We start from the raw sequence: 20,178 nt of genomic DNA, 5'->3' as shown, positions 1-20,178 counted from the left end.
GGCGCCTGCGTCTCGGTCAGAGACGCAACAACGGTCATCAAAGGCACGAGGGTTCACGACGCTCAAAGGAGATAAGCATTGTGCAACGAAGGCGCGACGATGAGCAAGCACGCGAAGAGCGGGGGGCAACGTTCCCATTCGCGCATTATCCGCTCTGCACGCCAGCGAGGCGAAGAGAAACGGACGGCGTTTGACGCGGCTGCGCGTCCCGTTCTGCAACTCGTTTCATCAATCGAGCGGCAGCGCGCGTTGTCCGCGGCTTCGTTTCGCGCGCGGCGGATGCGATGCCAGATGTTGCGCTTCGAAGCCGAGAGCGCGCAAGCGCATGGCAAAACCGGCTTCGCCGTGCGTGGTCAGGATGCGTCGTGCGCCGCTTTCGCTTGCGACTCGAAGTAGTTCATCGAAGTCGGCGTGATCCGAAAGCGGCAGAAGAAGATCGACGCCACGGTAGATGTATGGCGCGCTTCGGTGTAATGCCCATCCCGTGAGCATGATGACGTACCTTTGGGCGATGTTGGCGATCATCGGCATTTGCCGACAGCTCGGCGGCGCGATGAGCACGTGTCGGTCGAGCGCGCCGCGTTCGTAGCGAAAGAACTCGCCGCTGAAACGGACGCCGAGTTCGCGATAGACTTGCGCGACGTTCCATACAGCGCCATGTAGCATCACGCGATAGCCACGACGCAGAAGCAACTCCAAAGCTTCTTGCCCCTTGCCAAGCGCATAGGCGAGCACCACCGGCACACGCCTTTGCGCGAGCGCTTGGTCCACCGCCTGATACAAGCGCGAGACGACCTCTTCCTGCGGCGGAAAACGGTAGTGCGGTTCACCGAAAGTCGCTTCCATCACGAGCGTGTCGCACGCGATGACGCGCGCCGAGGCGGCGACGACGTTCTCCCGCAACTTGAAGTCCCCCGTATAGAGCAGCCTTTCGCCATCGGCTTCGACGAGCACCTGCGCCGCGCCCAAGCAGTGTCCCGCCGGGTAAAGCGTGAGCGCGTAGCGCCCGTAGTCGCGCCTTTCGCCGTAAGGCAACTCTTCCGTTTCAGCGTCGCCGAGACGATGACGGAAGAGGCGCGCCGTCTCCGGCGTGGCGATCACTCGTCGGTGACGCGCGATATGATCGGAATGAGCATGCGTGATGACGCACGCCGCGCGCGGTTCGGCCGCATCGAGCCACAGATCGAGGTCGGGCAAGTACAGTCCGCGATGATACTCTACCCGCAACATTCCCCTTCCCTTGTTCGAACTTCGCGCCCGGTGTTGCCGGGCGACGAAAACTTGCGACATTATACCGACAGCCTCTCGTTTCGCGTAGGAACGATTGAAAGGGCAGCGCGTTCGTTTCTGGACCGGCGATGAAAAGCCGCTCATTGTTATCGGCCAAGAACCAACGATGAACCAAAGGACGAAGATCAAAAAGCGTGTGATCGTCGCGCGCATCAGACGTGCGCAGGTTCTATATGGCGCGGCGTTCGTCCTTTTTGCGACGCTCGCGCTGCTCGCGCATCTTTACGCCCACTTCGCTTGGGACGTGGCAGCAACCCGCTTGATCCAATCCTTTGATCAGCCGTGGTTGCTCGCCGTGATGCGCGCCGTTTCGGTCGCCGGCGACGGCTGGATCCCTTACGCGCTGACCGGGACGACGGCCGCCGTGCTCGCAGCTATGAAGCTGAAGCGCGAAGCAGCGCACCTTGTGCTCAGCGCTGCCGGCGGCGCAATTTTGAACAACGCGATCAAACTGCTGATCGCACGCCCGCGCCCCGATGCCAATCTGGTCAAAGTCTTCGGTTCGCTCGACTCAAAGAGTTTTCCATCAGGGCACGTGATGTTTTACGTTGCGTATTTCGGTTTCCTCTTCTTCGTCGCCTATGCGCTTCTGCCGCGCGCCACTTCGGTGCGTCTTCTGGCGCTTGCGCTAGCAGCTCTGCCTGTGCTGCTCATCGGTTTGTCGCGCGTCTATTTGGGTCTTCATTGGCCAAGCGACGTGCTCGGCGCTTACTTGATCAGCGGCTTGTGGCTCCCTCTGGTCCTGCACTCATACCGCCGATTCAAAGAAGACGCGCTCGCCTCAGTTGACCGGAGAACATAAGGGCCCGCGGCACAGCTCCGATGAACACCTCCGTCGTTGCCCTTCAATTCGGTGGAAAATGGAGCGGCGAAGGTTCACGCGCTATCGGAGACCGAAGTTCTTCGTGAAATGGAGCGGCGAAGGTTTACGCGCTATCGGAGCCCGAAGTTCTTCGTGAGACGATGAACCACGAGCGACGAAAGCTCACAGAGCAGCGCCGCTTCGCCGCGCGCCACCACAGAACGAACCATCCAAGGCGACGATGTTGTTGCTTCGCCGACCTTTCGGCGAAGCAGCGAGATGATCAAGCGATCGCTGAACTTCACGGCGCTGCCGCTGCCGCACGCGGCACGCTTCGTTCGACGCCGACGGGCAACAGTCGCCAGTTGTTGTCCGGTTCCGTTGGTATCTTCTTGTGCTTGGCGACCCATTCGATGATCAGTTCGCGGATCTCCTCGCTGGTCCGGCGGACCACAGGCGCGCCTTTGAGCATGGTGTAACCGCCGCCGCCGTTGTAGCGATAGTTGTTCGTCGCCAGACGAAACTTCTGGTCCGGCCGCACAGGCTGCCCGCGAAATCGTAGGTTTTGGATCCGTTGGCCGATCGGTTTGGTCAAATCTATCTCGTAGCTGACGCCTTCGGCGACGTCGAAGTTGTAGCCGGGGATCTTCTCGTCAACCAGTTCGGCGGCCGTTTTGCCCTGAACGTAAGGCTTGAAGTAGCGCGCCGCGTGCTCCAAGGCCGCTTTCAGTTGTTCTCCGGTCACCTCGATGACGACGAGCGTGTTTTCATAGACGTAGAGCGAAGCGATGTCGCGCACCGTCACGGGACCGCGCGGAATGCGCGCCTGCGGATTGAAGACGGCGGCGAGCGATACGTCGGCTTGACCGGCATCGAGTTGCACGCGCTGCACCAGATCGAGGATGGCCGAATCCATGAAACGCGCATCGCGCGCTAAAAGCTCGCGGTCGGACCAACCGATCGTTCGACTGAGCCACTCCTGCGTAGCGCGATGGTAAGGTTCGGCCAACTTGACGATCTCCGGATCCTCGCTGGCACCTTCCACCGAGAGCGTGCGCGCCCCTTTAGCCGTCACACGCCAACGCCCGTCCGCGCCGCGATCGAGATAAAGGTCCACGCGCGCGACGTGACTGGCCCATCGGTTGGCTTGCGTGAGCAACACTCCGTTGACCCAAAGCGCCGGCACTTCGCGATGCGTGTGTCCCATCAGGATGACGTCTATGCCGGGGACGGTGCGTGCGATTTCGAGCGCGGCATTCTCGTGTCGCGTCTCCGCGCCTTCATCGCGCCCGACGCGAAGGTCCTCTTCCAATCCCATGTGCATCGCCACGACGACCAGATCCGCGCGCTCGCGTTCACGCAAAACGGAGACCCACTTTTTGGCCTCCTCCACGGGATCGCGAAATTCGAGTCCGGCATAGTTTTCCGGATTCTCCCAGTTCGGAATGCCCGGCGTCGTCAACCCCAGAACGCCGACGCGCACGCCGCGCACCTCTTTGACGATGTATGGGAGGAAGAAAGTTTCGTCCGTCCCCTTGCGATAGGTGTTGGCCGATAGCCAAGGGAAGCGCGCTTCGCGCCGCGCCTTTTCGATCACTGCGAGGCCGAAGTTGAACTCGTGATTGCCGACCGCCATCGCATCGTAACCGAGTGCGTTCATCGCAAGCATCATCGGATCAGGAAGCTGGGTCATCTGCTTGTGATGCAAATAGACGAGCGGCGTCCCTTGAATGGTGTCGCCGGAATCGATGAGGAGCAGGTTGGGATTGTCGCGCCGCGCGCGCTTGATGAGCGTCGCCACGCGCGCCAGCCCACGCGCATCTTCCCGGTTCGTGTAGTAATCAATGGGGTAGATGTTGCCGTGCATGTCCGTCGTTGACATGATGGTGATCCACGCGCGTTGCGCAACTGATGGCGAGACGAACCAGAAGGCGAAAAAGATGATCATGCCCGCCAACAATCGAGGGTTTCGCGCCCGAGCGGCGTTGCGCCCGGCGCCATCGCCGCAGACGCGGAGGAAGACCACCAGAGACAAAAGATCTTGAAAGAAGTTTCGATCTGAATTCATCCCTGTTCAACCACTCCTTCCTAATCTTGATGAACGTAAACTTCGGCAGCCACCTTGTTCTTGATGACGACCTCGAAGACCTTCTGCGCTGAAGCGCGCACTTGCTCCATCTCGGCCCAGTTCTCGAAATAGGTGCGGCCGCGTTGCAGGATGTAAAACGTCGGACGCGGCGCAGAACTAGGACCGAAATCGGGATCCGAAAGCGGGCGCGGTTGCAGGTCCAACCGACCGCAACGTTCGAAATAGTAGCGCGTCGCGCTCGGCGTCTCGTGCGCGACGGTGGCGCCTTGCGGAGCGCTGGCGCAGACAAAGAGCAAGGCTTCGCGCAGCCCATCGTCGTAGAACTCATCGTGCGGGAAGTGATAGCCAGCGCGGTCCGCGGCCAAACGGTTGGTGTAAAGGCCGAAGTGCGGGCAACTGACGAAAGCGGCGTGCGCTGGAACGGCGACGAACGCGCCTGCAAGCGAGACGGCCACAACTGGCGCCACGGCCTTCAGTCCGTTTTGTGCGAAGAAACGCTTGACGGCTACGGCGAGCCACGCGATGCCGACGGCGGCGATCATGTAAACGAAAGGCATGAGCGACAAGGTATAACGCAGCCACTTCGCGCCAACCAACGAATAGGGCACGATCCACAACAAGAACATCATCAACAAGAAAGCTGGACCCGGAACGCGCCACCGCCGTACGATCACCGCGAGGCCGATGACCAAGGCTGCGAGCAGCAGCAATGGCGTTTTGGTGGCGAGAAAGAGCAGGTAAAAGTAGGGCGGTGTGCCGAAGGGCGTGCTCGATATCTGATTCGGATAGAGCCGATCGCCCATCAAGTAACCGTGATGCCTTAGCAGTTGTTCGCTCGTGTAAGAGGTCAGGTAGTGCCACGTCTGTGGCAACAAAGCGGCTGGGTTGGCGAGCAAGAAGATCGCCGCCGTAATCAAGTAGAAGAAGGCGGGCGTATGACCGCGCGGCTCGCCGGGCGCGCGCTGGCGCACGCGCACCAGATGATGATAGAGCATGTTCAACCCGAAGTAGTGCGGGAAGTATTTCGAAGCCAGCATCAGACCGAAAGCCACGCCGCTTAGAACGTAGCAACGGCGCTTGCGCCGCGTCTCGCTCGACGAGGCTTGCTTGGCGCGCAAGTAGAAGTAGAAGGCCAGCAGCATGAAGAAGACGAGCAGCGTATCTTCTTTGGCGATCCGATTGTAGGTGATGGCATTGACCCCGGTGGACCAAAGAGCGGCGGCGATCAATCCGATGCGACGATCGAAAAGGGCCGCAGCGAGGAGAAAGAGCGGGATGGCCGTTAATGAACCGAAGAGGACATTGGGGAAGCGCACCGCAGCTTCATCGCTGATCTCCGCGCCCAATCTCGTGCGCAACGTTTCGGCGATCAGCGTCGAAACGTAGATCAAAGTCTTCATCAGCATCGGATGTTCGGCATTGGCGGCGATTTCGCCCGCACGATAAGCGCGAACGGCTTCGACCTTGCGCGCCTCATCCTCGGCTAAACCGACTTCGCTTAAGCCGCGCGCGCGCAGGCCGAATCCAATGATGACGAACACGACGAGCACCCAGATCATGTGCCGCTCGAACATCGCGATCAAAGCGCCGAACGCTTGCCGCTCGCTGGCGCGGCGTTGCGCTTTGCGTTCGATGCTGCTCACCCAACCCCTCCCCTTGTGCGATCTCTTCAACGTTCGATGAAAAGCCCATTTCGTGCCGAGCCAGATACACCTTCGATCCAGAAGATGATCTTCGCTTCGTCGTTCCAAGCCACACTGGCGCGAATGCCTCGAGCGATGCCCGGCTCACAGACGATCGCTCGACCGTTTGCCGCACGGACGCTTCCGAAGCGCTTTCGGCGGCAGCCTTTAGTCGAACTCTTCGGCGCGCAGCCTCGCCTTTGTTTTTAGCGCCTCGGCGCTTTGTGCCGTCACTTCGCGCAACGACAAACCACGCAGAACGAGCAGCAGGAGACCGATTGCCGTCCAACAGAGAATGCGCCCTTTGCGCACGATGGCCAACGCTACCCCGCTCGCGGCGCCGACGCCGAGCGCGACGGCGAGCATTCCCGTGCCCGTTTCGTCGATACCGATGCGAAAGGGAACGAATTTGAAGACCACCGTCGTGATGCGATTGACGGCTTCGAAAGCGAAAGCTTTGAGCGGCGTCGGAAAGATCTCGCTGACGAAGAGCAAAACGACGTAAGCTTCCAGCACGCTCGATAAGTGGTACGCAGCCTCCAACGCGCCGATGGCCCACACCCGATCGCCGTGCTCATCGCAAAAACCGAGCACGCGCTCTTCAAACATCCGTATGCGCTCACCATACTGAGCGAGCCGCTTCCACCTTCGGGCCAACCGCTTGAACGCGCCGCTAATTAGCCGCGCCCTTCTACGCAGCAAGATCGCAAGCGCCGCCGCGAGCGCCACGATGACGATGGCCGTCGCCCATAAACTTACGCGCAAAGGTCTGGGCAACGGAAAACTCAACAACAGCGCGAGGCTGCCCACTAGGAGAAAGGCCATCACCGAAAAACTGTAGAAGATGTTCTCCACAGCAATGGCCGCCAGCCCGTGCGGCAACGGGAGCCGCTCGCGCACGAGCGCGGCTTTGGTCGGCTCGCTGACGACGATGCCGAAGGGAACGAGATTTCCGAGCGCATCGCCGATCACGTAAGCGCTCATAGCGTCGCCGAAACGCAATCTCTTTTCGCCTTGTACGCAGCGCATCCACGCCAACGACCGCACAGCCGGGCGAACGGCTGAAATGGCCAAGACCAACAAAAACCCAGCGCCTAGCCGCGTGATCGCCTGCGAAACTTCTTCGAGGCCAACATGCCAAACCGAATAGGCGAAGAGCAGAAGGCCAGCGAAAGCGAAAAGAAGGCTCAGCGGAGCGATCAACCTCGGTTGCCCTTGAGACATAAAGCGCTGCCACCGTTGCTTGCGCGACCGTTGCGCGAGAAGAAGATACGGCACTGTTGGATGCAAACACAAATGCGCGCGTTCGACGCAAAGCTCCACAAAGTGGATGCAGCGTCCGAAGCCCACGCCAGCAAGAAGGCGCTTGATCAAGCGCCTCGTTTTCATCCTGCGCGCGCCGCAGGTGCGGCCACCAAAGACCCGAGCGGTGATTCAAAACTCAGGCCCGCTTCCGATGCGCTCCTCCGAGCGCTCGCCCGAAACTGTTCACAAGCTCGCTCAGTCGCCTTCAAGGCGCAAGACGCGGCGACTCGCCATGTTCGCCGCCGCGTTTTGTCTTAGTCGCGCCGAAAGCGAGCGACAATCGAACGATCACTTGCGACGTGCGCTCGGAGATCGATCCCGGCTACGCGCTGAGGTCGACCGAAGCCTCTCACGGAACAAATGACGACGTCGGGGCGTGAGATCGCGTTTCCGTTTGAGAAGCGAAGCGCATTGAAAGTATAATCACCTATTCGCGTAGTGCGCAGACCGCGAAGCCGACTTTTCAAACTCGTTAGAAAAGGAAGAGAAGATGAGCCAATCCGCGACGCAGATCTTTCAGCCTGTGCCCTTGACCGTGCTGACCGAGGATGAGGAGATGTTCCGCTCATCGGTGCGCGAATTCGCCGAAGGCGAAGTGCGCCCGCGCGTCGAAGAGATGGATGAAAAACAGAGGCTCGATCCGGCGATCATCAAACAGTGTTTCGATCTCGGCTTGATGGGCATTGAAACGCCGGAAGAGTATGGCGGCGCTGGCGGCTCTTTCTTCTCGGCGATCATCGCGGTGGAAGAGCTTTCGCGCGTTGATCCATCGGTTAGCGTCTTCGTCGATGTGCAGAACACGCTCGTCAACAACGCCATTCTACGTTGGGGCAATCCGGAGCAGAAGAAGAGATATCTGTCGCAACTGGCGACCAAAGCGGTGGGCGCTTATGCGCTCAGCGAGGCTGAGTCCGGCTCCGATGCCTTCGCCATGAAGACGCGCGCCGTCGAGCGCGGCGACCATTACGTCCTGAACGGGCGCAAACTCTGGATCACCAACGGCAACGAGGCCGAGATCTTCATCGTCTTCGCCAACGCCAATCCAGAGGCGGGCTATCGCGGGATCACGGCCTTCATCGTCGAGCGCGGCTTTGAAGGCTTTTCCGTCGGCAAGAAAGAGAACAAACTCGGCATCCGCGCTTCATCCACAGTGGAACTCATCCTCGAAGACTGCCGCGTGCCGAAAGAGAACGTGCTCGGCGAGGTGGGCAAAGGCTACAAAGTCTCGATCGAGACGCTCAACGAAGGACGGATCGGCATCGGCGCGCAGATGGTCGGGCTGGCGCGCGGAGCGTTCGAAGCCGCGCTACGGTACACGGGTGAGCGCGTACAATTCGGCAAGCCCATCAATCAGTTTCAAGCCGTGCAGTTTCAATTGGCCGAGATGGCGACCGAGATCGAAGCGGCGCGGCTGATGGTCTACAACGCCGCGCGGCTGAAAGATGCTGGGCGCCCCTTTGTCAAAGAGGCGGCCATGGCCAAACTTTACTCGTCGCGCGTTGCCGAGCGAGTCGCTTCCAAAGCGATTGAACTTTTCGGCGGCTATGGCTTCGTTAAAGACTATCCGGTCGAAAAGTATTGGCGCGACTCCAAGATCGGCGCCATCTACGAAGGCACCTCCAACATGCAGTTGCAAACCATCGCCAAGCTGCTGATCGGAGGCAAGTGAGGCTTGTCGGCGATGTCGCGCATCGAGGTGCTCGAACGGATGCTGGCCGCTGAGCCGGAGAATACCTCCGTGCTCTTCGGCCTCGCCAAAGAGTACGAAAAGCTGGACCGCGCTGAAGATGTCGTCCGCCTGCTCGTGCGCTACCTGCAACTGGCCGACGACGAAGGCAACGCCTATGGGATGCTCGCGCGCGCCTACGAGAAGCTGGGCCAACGTGAGCAAGCGCGCCGTGCGCTCGAACAGGGCGTTGTCGCTGCCGAACGTCACAATCATCCGTCCCTGGCTGAAGAGTATCGCCTGATGCTCGATGCCGATTTTGCTGATTAATACGGTGCGCGCCAGCGCAGTTTGCAAAAAACCGAAGGAGCGAGCCGACAACGAACATGGCGACTCAAATCAAAACCCAAACCCACCGCGGTCTCGAACGAGAGCAATTGATCTCGATCTTCCGCACGATGTACATGTCGCGCCGCATCGATGACAAGGAGATCCAGCTCAAAGGACAGAACCGGATCTTCTTTCAGATCAGCGGCGCCGGACACGAAGCCGTGCTCGTCGCGGCGGGCATGGCTTTGCGCCCGGCCTACGATTGGTTTTACCCGTACTACCGAGACCGCGCCCTCTGTTTACAGCTCGGGATGACGCCGCTCGAGATGCTTTTGGCGGCCGTCGGCGCCGAGGCCGATCCCAATTCCCATGGCCGCCAGATGCCATCGCACTGGGGGAGCAAGCGGCTGAACATCGTCACGCAATCTTCGCCGACCGGAACGCAGTTCCTACAGGCCGTTGGCGCAGCGGAAGCCAGCTATCGCGCAACGCTGATCGATGAGATCAAGGATAAAGTGCTCGGCTTTCATGGCGACGAAGTCGTCTATTGTTCGGCAGGAGATGGCACGACCAGCGAGGGCGAGTTCTGGGAAGCGCTCAATACGGCTTGCAATCTGAAACTTCCCGTGCTCTTTCTGATCGAAGACAACGGTTACGCCATCAGCGTTCCCGTCGAAGTGCAAACGGCTGGTGGCGACATAGCGAAGCTCGTCTCCGGTTTTCCCCACCTCCTGATTCAAAAGTGCGACGGCACCGATCCCATCGAGTCGCTTGAAGTGATGCGCCGCGCCGTCGAATACTGCCGCGCACGACGCGGACCAGCGCTCGTGCATGCCAAAGTGATTCGGCCCTACTCACATTCGCTCTCCGACGACGAACGGCTCTACCGCCCGGAAGAAGAGCGCGCGCAAGAAGCGGAACGCGATCCGATCCGCAGGTTCGCCTCGTTTCTGTTAGCCGAAGGGATCGTCGCCGAAGATGAATTGCAACGGATCAAAGACGAGGTCGATGCCGAGATCAATCGCGCCACCGACATCGCGCTCGCCAGCCCGCAGCCGGCGCCCGAGACGGCGACGCTTTACGTCTTTTCGCCCGATGTTGATCCGACCTCTGAAGCGTTCGACACGGAAGAAGGAGTTGAGCTTGCAGGCAATCCCGGCACCATGGTCGATTTGATCAATCGCTGTTTGCACGAAGAGATGGCGCGCGATCCGCGCATTCTCGTCTTCGGCGAAGATGTCGCCGATTGCTCGCGCGAACAATATCTCGAACGGGTCAAAGGCAAAGGCGGCGTCTTCAAAGTGACGGCCAACCTGCAACGCCGTTTCGGCAGCGCCCGCGTCTTCAACACGCCGCTGGCCGAAGCCAACATCGTCGGACGCGCCATCGGCATGGCGACGCGCGGACTCAAACCAGTCGTCGAGATACAGTTTTTCGATTACATCTGGCCCGCCTATCACCAGATACGCAACGAACTGGCGCTGATCCGGTGGCGGTCCGGCAACGAGTGGAAGGCGCCGGTGGTGATCCGCGTCCCCATCGGGGGATATTTGAAGGGAGGAGCCGTGTACCATTCGCAATCGGGCGAAACGGTCTTCACGCACGTCCCAGGCTTGCGCGTGGTTTACCCGTCGAACGCGCTCGACGCCAACGGGCTGTTGCGCACGGCGATCCGTTGCGATGATCCCGTTCTCTTCCTCGAACACAAGCATCTTTATCGTCAAGCGTACAACAAATCGCCCTATCCGCCGGCTGATTTCATGATCCCGTTCGGCAAAGCCAAAACCGTGCGCAAAGGGACGGACGTGACCATTATCACCTACGGCGCGCTGGTCCAGCGTTCGCTGGTTGCGGCCAAGCAGGCTGAGCAACAAGGGATCAACGTCGAGGTCATAGATTTGCGCACGCTCGTCCCTTACGATTGGGAAGCGATCGCCGAGAGCGTCCGGCGCACGAACAAGGTCATCATCGCACACGAAGATTCGCGCTCGTTCGGCTTCGGCGCAGAGATCGCCGCGCGCATCGCCGATGAGCTGTTCGAATACTTGGACGCGCCTGTGCGTCGCGTCGCGGCGCTCGATACGTTCGTCGCCTATGCGCCGCAACTCGAGGACGCGATCCTCCCGCAAGTCGGAGACGTGCTGCACGCCATTACGGAGATCTACAGTTACTGACCTTCGGCATAGACCGGCGTTTGTTGAATCCACCTCCGACGGCAGAGGTTGCGTCGGGAGGCAGCGCTGACTATAATTGCTGCCCGTTCGACGCCCCTGAGATAGATCGAAAACAGAAGCGCGCTGTCTAGCGAAGAAACACGCTTAACAACATGGTCAGCTCGATCAGGTGGAGAGAATCTCGACCCTCGACACCGCGTCAGAACATTTGGCGCGCGCTGGCGACAACTGCCGTGCAAATAGCGCGCACGGCGCTTTCCGAACCGTATCAGCTCACCATCGAACGTCGCGTCATATACTTACGCCGCCTGCCGCCCGAACTCGATCGTTTTCGCATCGTCCAGTTATCCGATCTGCATCATAGTCCGTTGACAAGCCGCGCACAGATCGAACGCGCGGTGGAGATCGCCAACGATTTGGCACCGGATATGGTCGCGCTCACCGGCGATTACGTCTCGCACGAACGCGAATACGCTGCTCCATGCGCTGAAACTTTAGGGCGCTTGCGCGCGCGCTTCGGCGTCTATGCGGTGCTCGGCAACCACGATCATTGGACCGATGCCCCGTTGGTGACCGATCTGTTGCGCGCCGAAGGCATTCAGGTGCTCATCAACGAAGGGCGTCGCTTCGAGGCACGCGGCTGCGCCTTTTGGCTCGCTGGTGTCGATGATGCCATGGTCGGTTTGGAAGATCTTGCGCTCGCGCTCGCTGGTTCGCGCGAGAACGAGATGAAGCTCGTGCTCGCACATAATCCGACCATCCTGCGGCGCGCGGCGCGCTACGGAGTGGACCTGATTCTGGCCGGACACACGCACGGCGGACAGATCGCCTGGCCGCGCCGACGTCGCGCGCGCCGACGCCTTTTGCAAGGACTGGGCCAACGCGGCGAAACGCAAATCTACGTTTCGCGCGGCATCGGAACGGTGGTGCTCCCCGTGCGCTACGGCTGCCCGCCGGAAGTATCCCTGCTCGAATTGCGCACCGCCTGATCGCCACAAATCCGCCCCGAGCTGAGTTTCGCGGACGCCGAAGCATCCTTGCTCGAACCTCGCACCGCCGGATCGCGCGCGGTTCGCCGCCAAGATCGGGCGCGCACCTTGATTCACTGATGCCATGTGAAGGGCACGCTCTTCACCAACCTTCTGTTCCGCGCTCGCCTTTGAAGGGGCCGCGTATTTCGCGCGTGATCCAGCCGCCGTAAAAATCGCCAGGTTGCGGCTGAACGCGCTCATCATCAACATAGCAAGCATCCATCTTTGATGCGTAGAAGGCGATGTGGCCGCGAATGGCGCGGTATTCAGGGCGTGGATCGAGGTAGCTCCAAGCCCCATTTTCCGCGCGCCGCTCCCCGACCGAAACGTGATAGTAGGTTGCTTCGCCCTTCCACTCACAATGGCTGCGCCTCCCCGACTGGGTCAGAAACTCCATGCACACGTCCTCGCGCGGGATGTAGTAGACGGGCGGATGGCTCGTTTCGAGCACTCGCTCGGCGCGTCGTGTGTCGGCGATGACCACGCCATTGAAAACGACTCGCACGTGCTTTGCGCTCCGCTCAACGCGCGGTGGACGCGGATAGTCCCAAACGGATTCGAACTTTTGATCGGTCATTCGAAGCGCTCCTTGTCTCTCGTACTAAACGCAATCTACAACGGAACTCGACTCGGTCGCACGCATCAAGCCGCTTTGCGGCTTGCCGTCCGTCCACGATCTACAACCGAGATTGACTCGGCCTCATCCGACCGTTCAGCTTCTCGATGCTAACACGCTTTTTACGAAGTCGCTCAGCGCATCGTTCGCTTCGTGCCGACGCCCGCTGTTCAGCTTCTCGATGCCAACACGATTCCCGTAAGAGGCATGGTCGTATCCCGCTCCTTTCGGTTAGAATGTGACTAGAATGTGACGATCGCGAACCCGAACGGAGAGAACGAAGGTGACGCATCGAAAGACAAAAGACGACCTGCTGCGCCTCTTCGATAAGAACGTGCATATGCTCATCCGCGCGGAAGATCCTTTGAACGCCGAACCGCCGCCAGACGCGCTGCGTTCATCTTTTATCACGCCTGTGGAAGATTTCTTCACGCGCAATCATGCGCCCGTGCCCCATGTCGATCCGGCCCTGTATCGCTTGCGCGTCGATGGTTTGGTCCGGCAGCCGTTGCAGCTTTCGCTCGACGACCTGCGCCGCCGTTTTCCCTCGAGAAGCGTGGTCGCCACGCTCCAATGCGCGGGCAATCGTCGGCATGAACTGATGGCGATCAAGCGGATTGACGGTGAAGTGCCATGGCAGACGTGCGCCGTGGGCACTGCCGAGTGGCGCGGCGTCGCGCTTTGCGATCTGCTCGCGGCAGCGGGGGTCTCTAGCGATGCGCGCCATGTCGCTTTTCTCGGCCTCGACACAGTTCGCAAGGGGGAGCGAGAGTTCGGCTTCGGCGGCTCCGTTCCATTGGAAAAGGCCATGAGTCCAGAAGTCCTCCTCGCCTTTGAAATGAACGGAGCGCCGCTGCGCCCCATTCACGGCTTCCCGTTGCGCGTGGTCGTCCCCGGTTACATCGGGGCGCGCAGCGTGAAATGGCTCGCGCAGATCACCGTCCAAACGGAGCCATCGGACAACTACTTCCAAGCGCGCGCTTACAAACTCTTCTCGCCCGGCGTGACGGCGGATACAGCCGATTGGACGCAAGGCTTGATGCTCGGGGAACTCTCGGTCAACGCGGTGATCTGCGCACCGCGCGAAGCTGAGAGCGTGCCAGCCGGCACGGTCCTTTTAACCGGTTACGCGCTCACTGGCGGCGGACGCACCATTGAGCGCGTCGAGATCTCGCTCGACGGCGGAGACTCCTGGACTGTGGCCGATCTCTCCGCGGAAGGCAACCGGTGGACGTGGCGTTTCTGGCAGGTATCGCTTCACTTGCCTCCGGGCGCTTACTGCGCTTGCGTGCGCGCGTGGGAGTCAGCGGCCAACACTCAACCCGAAAAGACCAAGCACGTCTGGAACTTCAAAGGCTACATGAACAACGCTTGGCACCGCGTGCGATTCAACGTCATCGGCTGAAAAAGCCGACGACGCCGGGCGCGATCTCTTCGCTTGCGAACTCTTTACGTAGTGCCAATGTCGCTTGCCGCTCACGGAAGCTCAGCCGTTTGCGAAGGACGAACCCGTCGCGCCGCTCGCCGCGGTTGTACCGGGGGGAATTTGTTCTTTGTATTGACAAAAAACGAGCGTCTGACTATACTTGCGCCGAAAACAGACGCCTAGCACGCGCAACGCTTCACGAGGCTCGTCGCCACGAACGCGCACCACACTCAGCGCGTCACAGGCGTCTGTGGCACGGGAAGCAGCAAGCGCCGTTTCGGGTTGCAGTGAAGTCCGAGAGAAAGCGCGAAAATCGCCCTCTTTCCCCTTTCGGGCGCTCTTCTTCTCCCCGTGCGACGTCTCTTTGACGTTTAGCCGCGAGCTGGGAGCTTTTCGTTTGAACGATCTCTTCACAGAGCGCGCTTGCCGAAAGCGATGCGGATCGTCCACCGTTGCTGATTGACCGCTGATGACCAAGCGATGGGATACGGGAACCAACATGGGCATTTTGTACAAAGAAAGGACAAATTCCGTCCCGAAGCTCTCATACCCCCTCTTCGCCATACTTCCGAAAAGCGATTTGGAGGAAAGTTCAAGATGTTCACCTTCCGACCATTCATGAACGCAGGCCGGGCGGCTCTTCGCTGCACGGCAACCATCGCTTCGCTGTTGCTGTTCTTCTCCCCCGCAGAGTCGCAAGTCCTTTATGGATCTATCACGGGCAACGTTCGCGACCCGAACGGCGCGAGCATCGCCGGGGCAACCGTGACGATCACGAACAATCAGACTGGTCTTTCACGAGATGCGGTGACGGATGAATCCGGCAATTACACTTTCGCCACGGTGCCAACTGGCAACTACACCGTCAAGGTCAACCACGCGGGATTCAAGACCTTCACGCGCACGGACGTGCCCGTTACGATCAACAACGTCACGCGGGTCGACATCACGATGGAAGTTGGCACGGTCACCGAGACGGTGACGGTGACGACCGACACACCGCAATTACAGACCGATACGGCAGAGGTCAAAGGCGAGTTGAACAACCGCGCGCTGGAGAATCTGCCCGTTCCGTTAGGCAGGAACTACCAGCACCTGTTCGCCACGTTGCCCGGATTCATGATCACGGGCGAACCCCATTCGGTCGGGTCCAACCCTTCGCGCTCGCTTCAGTTCCACGTCAACGGCGCGTCGAGCAGCATCAACAACACGCGCATCGACGGGGCGAGCGCGACCAACATCTGGCTGCCGCACATCACGGCCTACGTTCCGGCGCTTGAGTCGATCCAAGTGGTCAACGTCGTCACCAACAGTTTCGATGCGGAACAAGGGTTAGCCGGCGGCGCTGCGATCAACGTGCAGATCAAAAGCGGCACCAACGATTTCCACGGTTCGGCCTTCGAGTATCACACTAACCAGCACCTGTCGGCGAAGCCTTATCGCTTCAGCGGTCCCGAGCGCGACAAACCGAAGCTCGTTTACAACCAATTCGGCGGCACGTTGGGCGGTCCGATCAAGCGCGACAAGCTCTTCTTCTTCGTCAGCTACGAAGGGACGTTTGACCGGCGCAATGTCCAACGCGATAACTTCTCCGTTCCGACGGCCAAAGTCAGAAGCGGCGACTTTCGCGATCTCGTGGTAAACGGGCAGCCGGTGGTGATCTACGATCCGGCGACGGGCAACGCCGACGGATCAGGCAGGCAGATCATCAGTTGCAACGGCGTGCAGAACGTCATCTGTCCGGAGCGCATCAATCCGATCTCGAGGAAGATCCTGTCGTTGCTGCCGCTTCCCAACCAGCCGGGCGAGTTCAACAACTACTTCGCCTCCGGCTCGCAGGTCTTCGACCGTCATACCATCGACAGCAAAGTCAATTGGAACATCACCGAAAGCTTCAACATGTTCGGTCGCTTCAGCATGCTTGACTTTCAGGTCGACAATCCGGTCGCCTTTGGGCCACAGATCGAAGGGCCACGGATTGACGGGCGCGCCAACGCTGGAGCCGGGTTCGGCAAGACATACGTCTTTTCGCTCGGCGGAGCTTACACGTTCAATCCCAACTTCGTCATCGATGGCGTCTTCGGGTTCGTCCGCATGAACACCAACAACGAATACCCGAGCATTGGGAAGAATTACGGTCTCGATCTGCTCGGCATTCCCGGCACCAACGGAACCGAAAAGTTCGAGAGCGGCTTCCCGCGTTTCAGCATCTCAGGTTACTCGGTCATCGGCGTCGAAGAGAACTACATGCCCTACTTCCGCAGCGACGACCAGTACCAGTACGTGGTCAACTTCAACTACCTGCACGGCAACCACAGCATACGTTGGGGCGCGGACATCTACCAACAGAACATGAACCACGTGCAACCGGAGTTCATCGTCGGAACGAGCTACGGATCGCGTGGCGGATTCGATTTCGGCGGTGGGCCAACGGCGCTGCGAGGCGGCACGAACCCCAACGCATACAACGCTCTGGCCAGTTTCCTGCTGGGTTTGACGACGCAATTCGGCAAGCTCGAACTGAACGAGTTTCCGATCACGACGCGCGCCACGCTTTACAGCTTCTACGTCCGCGATCAGTGGAAAGTGACGCCGCGACTGACGCTTTCGTTCGGTACGCGATGGGAGTACTTCCCCATTCCGCGACGCGCCACGCGCGGCATGGAACGATATGATCCTGAAACCAACCGCATGCTCATCGGCGGCGTCGGACAAGTTCCGCTTGACCTCGGCGTCAAAGTGAGCAAGACCGAGTTTGCGCCGCGCATCGGCGTCGCTTACCGCCCAACCGAGAAGATGGTCATCCGCGCTGGCTTCGGCATCACCAACGATCCGTACTCCTTGGCGCGCCCGCTGCGCACGAATCACCCGCTCCTCTCCAATTTGGTCGTCCCGGCACCAAATTCTTTCGGCTGGGCCGGGAGGATCGAGCAAGGCATTCCGTCCGTCCCGTATCCGGGACTCGACGACGGCATCGTGCCAGTTCCGGGCAACGTCGCCGTTTATACGCTTGGCAACGAGTTCAAGCGCGGCTACATCAAGTCGTTCAACCTCTTCATCGAGCGGCAGCTTTGGAAGGGGTTCGTCGGCGAGATCGGCTACGTCGGCACGCGCCAAATCGATCAACTCGGCTACCGCGAGCTGAACTACCCGCAGCTTGGCGGCGGGACGGCGAGTCGCGCGCTCAACAGAAAATTCGGGCGCACGGCGGAAACGCTTCTGGTCACGCCGATCGGCAACAGCAGCTATGATGCGTTGCAAGCGAGTCTGAATCGGCGTTTCGCCAATGGGTTCGAACTGCGAGCCAACTACACATTCTCAAAGGCCATCGGCTATGCGCCCAACAGCGACAACACGCTGCTCATAAACATCCCGGAGTTCTATAGCCTGAACAAAAGGCTGCAGGATTTCGATCGCACGCACGTCATTAACATCACGAACATCCTCGAACTGCCTTTCGGCAAAGGGCGCCGTTGGCTGAGCAATGGCGGAGTGGCTGCAACGTTGCTCGGCGGATGGCAACTGAACAGCATCATCCGCTTCGGCAGCGGCACCCCCTTCAGCGTGACCGGACCAGGAACGGGAATCAACGCTCCCGGTAATACGCAGCGCGCCGACTTGATCAAATCCAAAGTCGAAATCTACGGCCGCACAGGGCCAGGGCAACCCTATTTCGACACCTCGGCCTTCCGCGCCGTTCCCTCGAACGAGGTTCGTTTCGGCACCGCCGGATTCAATATCCTACGCGGTCCCGGCTTCTTCCGCTGGGATTTCGGCGTCTTTCGCCGCCTTCCGCTCAGCGAGCGCGTTGACCTGCAACTACGCGCCGACGCGATCAATTTGACCAACACGCCGGTCTTCGCCAACCCGGACGGCAGCATCACGAGCACCAACTTCGGCTCGATCACCGGTACGAGCGGTTTGCACTACCCGCGATTCTTCCGTCTGGGATTGAGGCTAGGGTTTTAACCTCCGAGTCGAAGCAACTTGGGCGCGGCTTCGCGCGCGAAGCCGCGCTTTTTTTGCGTTCGTTCGCTAGGGCTGAAGCGCGCTGAGATTCGTCCCAAAAGGCGCTCGTCCCGCGCTCAACCCGCCGGGCATGACCTTAGCGCTCAGCTCTTTTTGGAGCGGTTTCATTAGATCCTCGTTTCTGCACATGCCGCGCGGTCGTCAATAGCCGTCGAGGATGAGCTCTTTTGAATCCGTTCCATAGATCCCCACCTTTGTACACAAGTTGACTGTCCTTCTGGAAAAGTTCTCGCCCATTTAATCGACTTTGAATTCGCTCCGTGGACGCTTGAATCCCCGCTTTCGCCCACTGTCAGAAATCCGCGTCTCGATCGCATCTTTTCTCTTTCCAAATCGTTCTTTGCAGCATATAATCCGTTCTAAAGGATGAAAATTCCGCTACACTTGCGACCAGCGCGGTGTGAAAGGAGTTGATAACGATGCGCGCCAAATTCGTTCCTTGTCTTTTAGTCTTCGCCCTCGTTGGAACGTTTCAAGCAGCACGTGCGCAAGATGCCAACATCGAGCGCGATCAACAAAAAAGGCTTCCACGCTCGCCGGAAACACACATGCCAGAACACTACTTGATCTCGGCCAAAGCTGGCCGCGTCAATGCGGTCTTCGGAGTGGCTGAGTATCAACGCGACGGCAGGTGGCAGATGCTTTCCGCCCGCTTTGCGCTCGACTCAGGCGATGTCATCCGCACGCGCGACGACGGACGAGTCGAGATGTTGCTCAATCCGGGTTCGTACCTGCGCATGTCAGGAGGTTCCGAACTCGAACTCTCCAACGCCTCGCTCGACGATTTGCGAATCAAGATTCAACGCGGCAGCGTCATCATCGAGATCACGGGAGCGAGCGGCGCGCGCCTTCGCCTGCACGCGACGACGCCGCAATCGGAGATCGTCATCGATCGCAACGGCTTGTATCGCATCGACGTCGCGGCCGATGGACAAACGGAAGTAGCGGTCTACAAAGGCAAGGTCCTGGTCAACGGCGTTGAGGTCAAAGACGGACGGAAGCTCGCCAGCGGGATGGCCGCCCCTGTGAAGTTTGACAAAAAGCAACGCGATTCGTTCGACCTATGGAGCCGTGAACGAGCCGAGCTATTGGCACAGGCCAACCGTCGCCTCTCGGAGCGTACAATCAACATGGCCTTTTGGAGCTTCCGCGGAAGCGGCGCGTGGGGCTACGGACGCGCTCCGTACTTCGGCCTCTGGATCTACGACCGCGGCCTCGATTGCTACACGTTCCTGCCGTTCTACTCCTCTTGGTCTTCGCCTTACGGAATAGGCTACCGCAACGGCTTCGGCATCCCGTGGTACTATGCGCGCCCCGAACTGCCGCAAGCCAATCCGCTGCAAATTGCGCGGCCAACGCCTAATCCGTCGGTCGCTCCGCCCGACCGAGGCGTGCCGCATAAGATGCCCGCCGAAACGCTGGAAACGCGACCGCTTCCTGCCGAACAATTGGAGCGGCACATGCAAGGCATCGAACGGTTCGACCGCGATCTGCGAACGCGGGCGATAGAGCGAGGGATCGAGATGGAAGGCGGAGTAGGCGGTCGCCCCGTTGATATTCCAGCCCGCACGCGCGCCAGCGAAGCGGCCCCCGCCGCTGTTCCAGCAACGCCCACTGCGCCGCCAGCCCCTTCCGTCCCGAACGACATGCCGCGACCGAGTCATAAGGGCGGACGCGAAATAGACGTTCCGTAAAATCGGTTTGAGATCGCCCGTAAAGAGCGAGAGAGCCAAGATAA

The 20,178-nt window shown here is 59.8% G+C and carries 13 protein-coding genes; 8 read left to right on the top strand and 5 right to left on the bottom strand.

The window, feature by feature from the left end:
* Positions 1-228: 228 nt before the first annotated feature.
* Positions 229-1,230, bottom strand: coding sequence for an MBL fold metallo-hydrolase (locus C4334_RS09790; RefSeq protein WP_352431906.1), 1,002 nt, complete (start codon positions 1,228-1,230; stop codon positions 229-231).
* A gap of 166 nt (positions 1,231-1,396) precedes the next feature.
* Between C4334_RS09790 and C4334_RS09785 the strand changes: the two genes are divergently transcribed.
* The gene (locus C4334_RS09785; protein WP_352431905.1) at positions 1,397-2,092 is read left to right on the top strand and encodes a phosphatase PAP2 family protein; all 696 of its coding nucleotides are present in this window, start codon (positions 1,397-1,399) and stop codon (positions 2,090-2,092) included.
* A gap of 301 nt (positions 2,093-2,393) precedes the next feature.
* Here the strand turns inward: C4334_RS09785 and C4334_RS09780 are convergent, their stop codons facing one another.
* The 3 genes from C4334_RS09780 to C4334_RS09770 all read right to left on the bottom strand — a co-directional run bounded on the left by C4334_RS09780 (position 2,394) and on the right by C4334_RS09770 (position 7,252).
* Complete coding sequence (locus C4334_RS09780; protein WP_352431904.1) at positions 2,394-4,160, bottom strand: bifunctional metallophosphatase/5'-nucleotidase; 1,767 nt, start codon at positions 4,158-4,160, stop codon at positions 2,394-2,396.
* A 20-nt stretch (positions 4,161-4,180) separates the two neighbouring features.
* Positions 4,181-5,824: an ArnT family glycosyltransferase gene (locus tag C4334_RS09775; RefSeq protein WP_352431903.1), complete on the bottom strand. Its 1,644-nt coding sequence runs from the start codon at positions 5,822-5,824 to the stop codon at positions 4,181-4,183.
* Positions 5,825-6,031: 207 nt separating this feature from the next.
* Positions 6,032-7,252, bottom strand: a complete 1,221-nt coding sequence (locus C4334_RS09770) for a lysylphosphatidylglycerol synthase transmembrane domain-containing protein (RefSeq protein ID WP_352431902.1) — start codon at positions 7,250-7,252, stop codon at positions 6,032-6,034.
* 406 nt (positions 7,253-7,658) lie between these two features.
* On the opposite strand from C4334_RS09770, the gene C4334_RS09765 reads away from it, so the two are divergent.
* The 4 genes from C4334_RS09765 to C4334_RS09750 all read left to right on the top strand — a co-directional run bounded on the left by C4334_RS09765 (position 7,659) and on the right by C4334_RS09750 (position 12,327).
* Positions 7,659-8,837 carry an acyl-CoA dehydrogenase gene (locus C4334_RS09765; protein WP_352431901.1) on the top strand — a complete coding sequence of 393 codons (1,179 nt, stop codon included), beginning with the start codon at positions 7,659-7,661 and terminating at the stop codon, positions 8,835-8,837.
* A 12-nt stretch (positions 8,838-8,849) separates the two neighbouring features.
* Complete coding sequence (locus C4334_RS09760) at positions 8,850-9,164, top strand: hypothetical protein (protein WP_352431900.1); 315 nt, start codon at positions 8,850-8,852, stop codon at positions 9,162-9,164.
* A 56-nt stretch (positions 9,165-9,220) separates the two neighbouring features.
* The gene (locus tag C4334_RS09755) at positions 9,221-11,338 is read left to right on the top strand and encodes an alpha-ketoacid dehydrogenase subunit alpha/beta (RefSeq protein WP_352431899.1); all 2,118 of its coding nucleotides are present in this window, start codon (positions 9,221-9,223) and stop codon (positions 11,336-11,338) included.
* A 233-nt stretch (positions 11,339-11,571) separates the two neighbouring features.
* Positions 11,572-12,327, top strand: coding sequence for a metallophosphoesterase (locus tag C4334_RS09750; protein WP_352431898.1), 756 nt, complete (start codon positions 11,572-11,574; stop codon positions 12,325-12,327).
* Positions 12,328-12,469: 142 nt separating this feature from the next.
* Here C4334_RS09750 and C4334_RS09745 read toward each other — a convergent pair whose 3' ends face one another.
* A complete protein-coding gene (locus tag C4334_RS09745; protein WP_352431897.1) occupies positions 12,470-12,946 on the bottom strand; it encodes a DUF427 domain-containing protein in 477 nt (158 codons plus the stop codon).
* A gap of 322 nt (positions 12,947-13,268) precedes the next feature.
* Here C4334_RS09745 and C4334_RS09740 point away from each other — a divergent pair, with 322 nt between their 5' ends.
* From C4334_RS09740 to C4334_RS09730, 3 genes are all read left to right on the top strand, one after another.
* Complete coding sequence (locus tag C4334_RS09740) at positions 13,269-14,390, top strand: molybdopterin-dependent oxidoreductase (RefSeq protein ID WP_352431896.1); 1,122 nt, start codon at positions 13,269-13,271, stop codon at positions 14,388-14,390.
* Between the two features lie 618 nt (positions 14,391-15,008).
* Positions 15,009-18,380: a TonB-dependent receptor gene (locus tag C4334_RS09735; protein ID WP_352431895.1), complete on the top strand. Its 3,372-nt coding sequence runs from the start codon at positions 15,009-15,011 to the stop codon at positions 18,378-18,380.
* Positions 18,381-18,859: 479 nt separating this feature from the next.
* Positions 18,860-20,134: a FecR domain-containing protein gene (locus C4334_RS09730; RefSeq protein WP_352431894.1), complete on the top strand. Its 1,275-nt coding sequence runs from the start codon at positions 18,860-18,862 to the stop codon at positions 20,132-20,134.
* Positions 20,135-20,178 lie beyond the last annotated feature (44 nt).

The organism is Pyrinomonas sp. (assembly GCF_040289685.1).
GTDB lineage: Bacteria > Acidobacteriota > Blastocatellia > Pyrinomonadales > Pyrinomonadaceae > Pyrinomonas.
This window is presented reverse-complemented; position numbering and strand designations above follow the sequence as displayed.

Excerpts from the sequence above, each read along its gene's own strand:
- C4334_RS09730 (WP_352431894.1), top strand. The coding sequence starts at position 18,860 with ATGCGCGCCAAATTCGTTCCTTGTCTTTTAGTCTTCGCCCTCGTTGGA.
- C4334_RS09770 (WP_352431902.1), bottom strand. The coding sequence starts at position 7,252 with ATGAAAACGAGGCGCTTGATCAAGCGCCTTCTTGCTGGCGTGGGCTTC.
- C4334_RS09785 (WP_352431905.1), top strand. The coding sequence starts at position 1,397 with ATGAACCAAAGGACGAAGATCAAAAAGCGTGTGATCGTCGCGCGCATC.
- C4334_RS09780 (WP_352431904.1), bottom strand. The coding sequence starts at position 4,160 with ATGAATTCAGATCGAAACTTCTTTCAAGATCTTTTGTCTCTGGTGGTC.
- C4334_RS09790 (WP_352431906.1), bottom strand. The coding sequence starts at position 1,230 with ATGTTGCGGGTAGAGTATCATCGCGGACTGTACTTGCCCGACCTCGAT.
- C4334_RS09755 (WP_352431899.1), top strand. The coding sequence starts at position 9,221 with ATGGCGACTCAAATCAAAACCCAAACCCACCGCGGTCTCGAACGAGAG.
- C4334_RS09765 (WP_352431901.1), top strand. The coding sequence starts at position 7,659 with ATGAGCCAATCCGCGACGCAGATCTTTCAGCCTGTGCCCTTGACCGTG.
- C4334_RS09735 (WP_352431895.1), top strand. The coding sequence starts at position 15,009 with ATGTTCACCTTCCGACCATTCATGAACGCAGGCCGGGCGGCTCTTCGC.
- C4334_RS09745 (WP_352431897.1), bottom strand. The coding sequence starts at position 12,946 with ATGACCGATCAAAAGTTCGAATCCGTTTGGGACTATCCGCGTCCACCG.
- C4334_RS09760 (WP_352431900.1), top strand. The coding sequence starts at position 8,850 with ATGTCGCGCATCGAGGTGCTCGAACGGATGCTGGCCGCTGAGCCGGAG.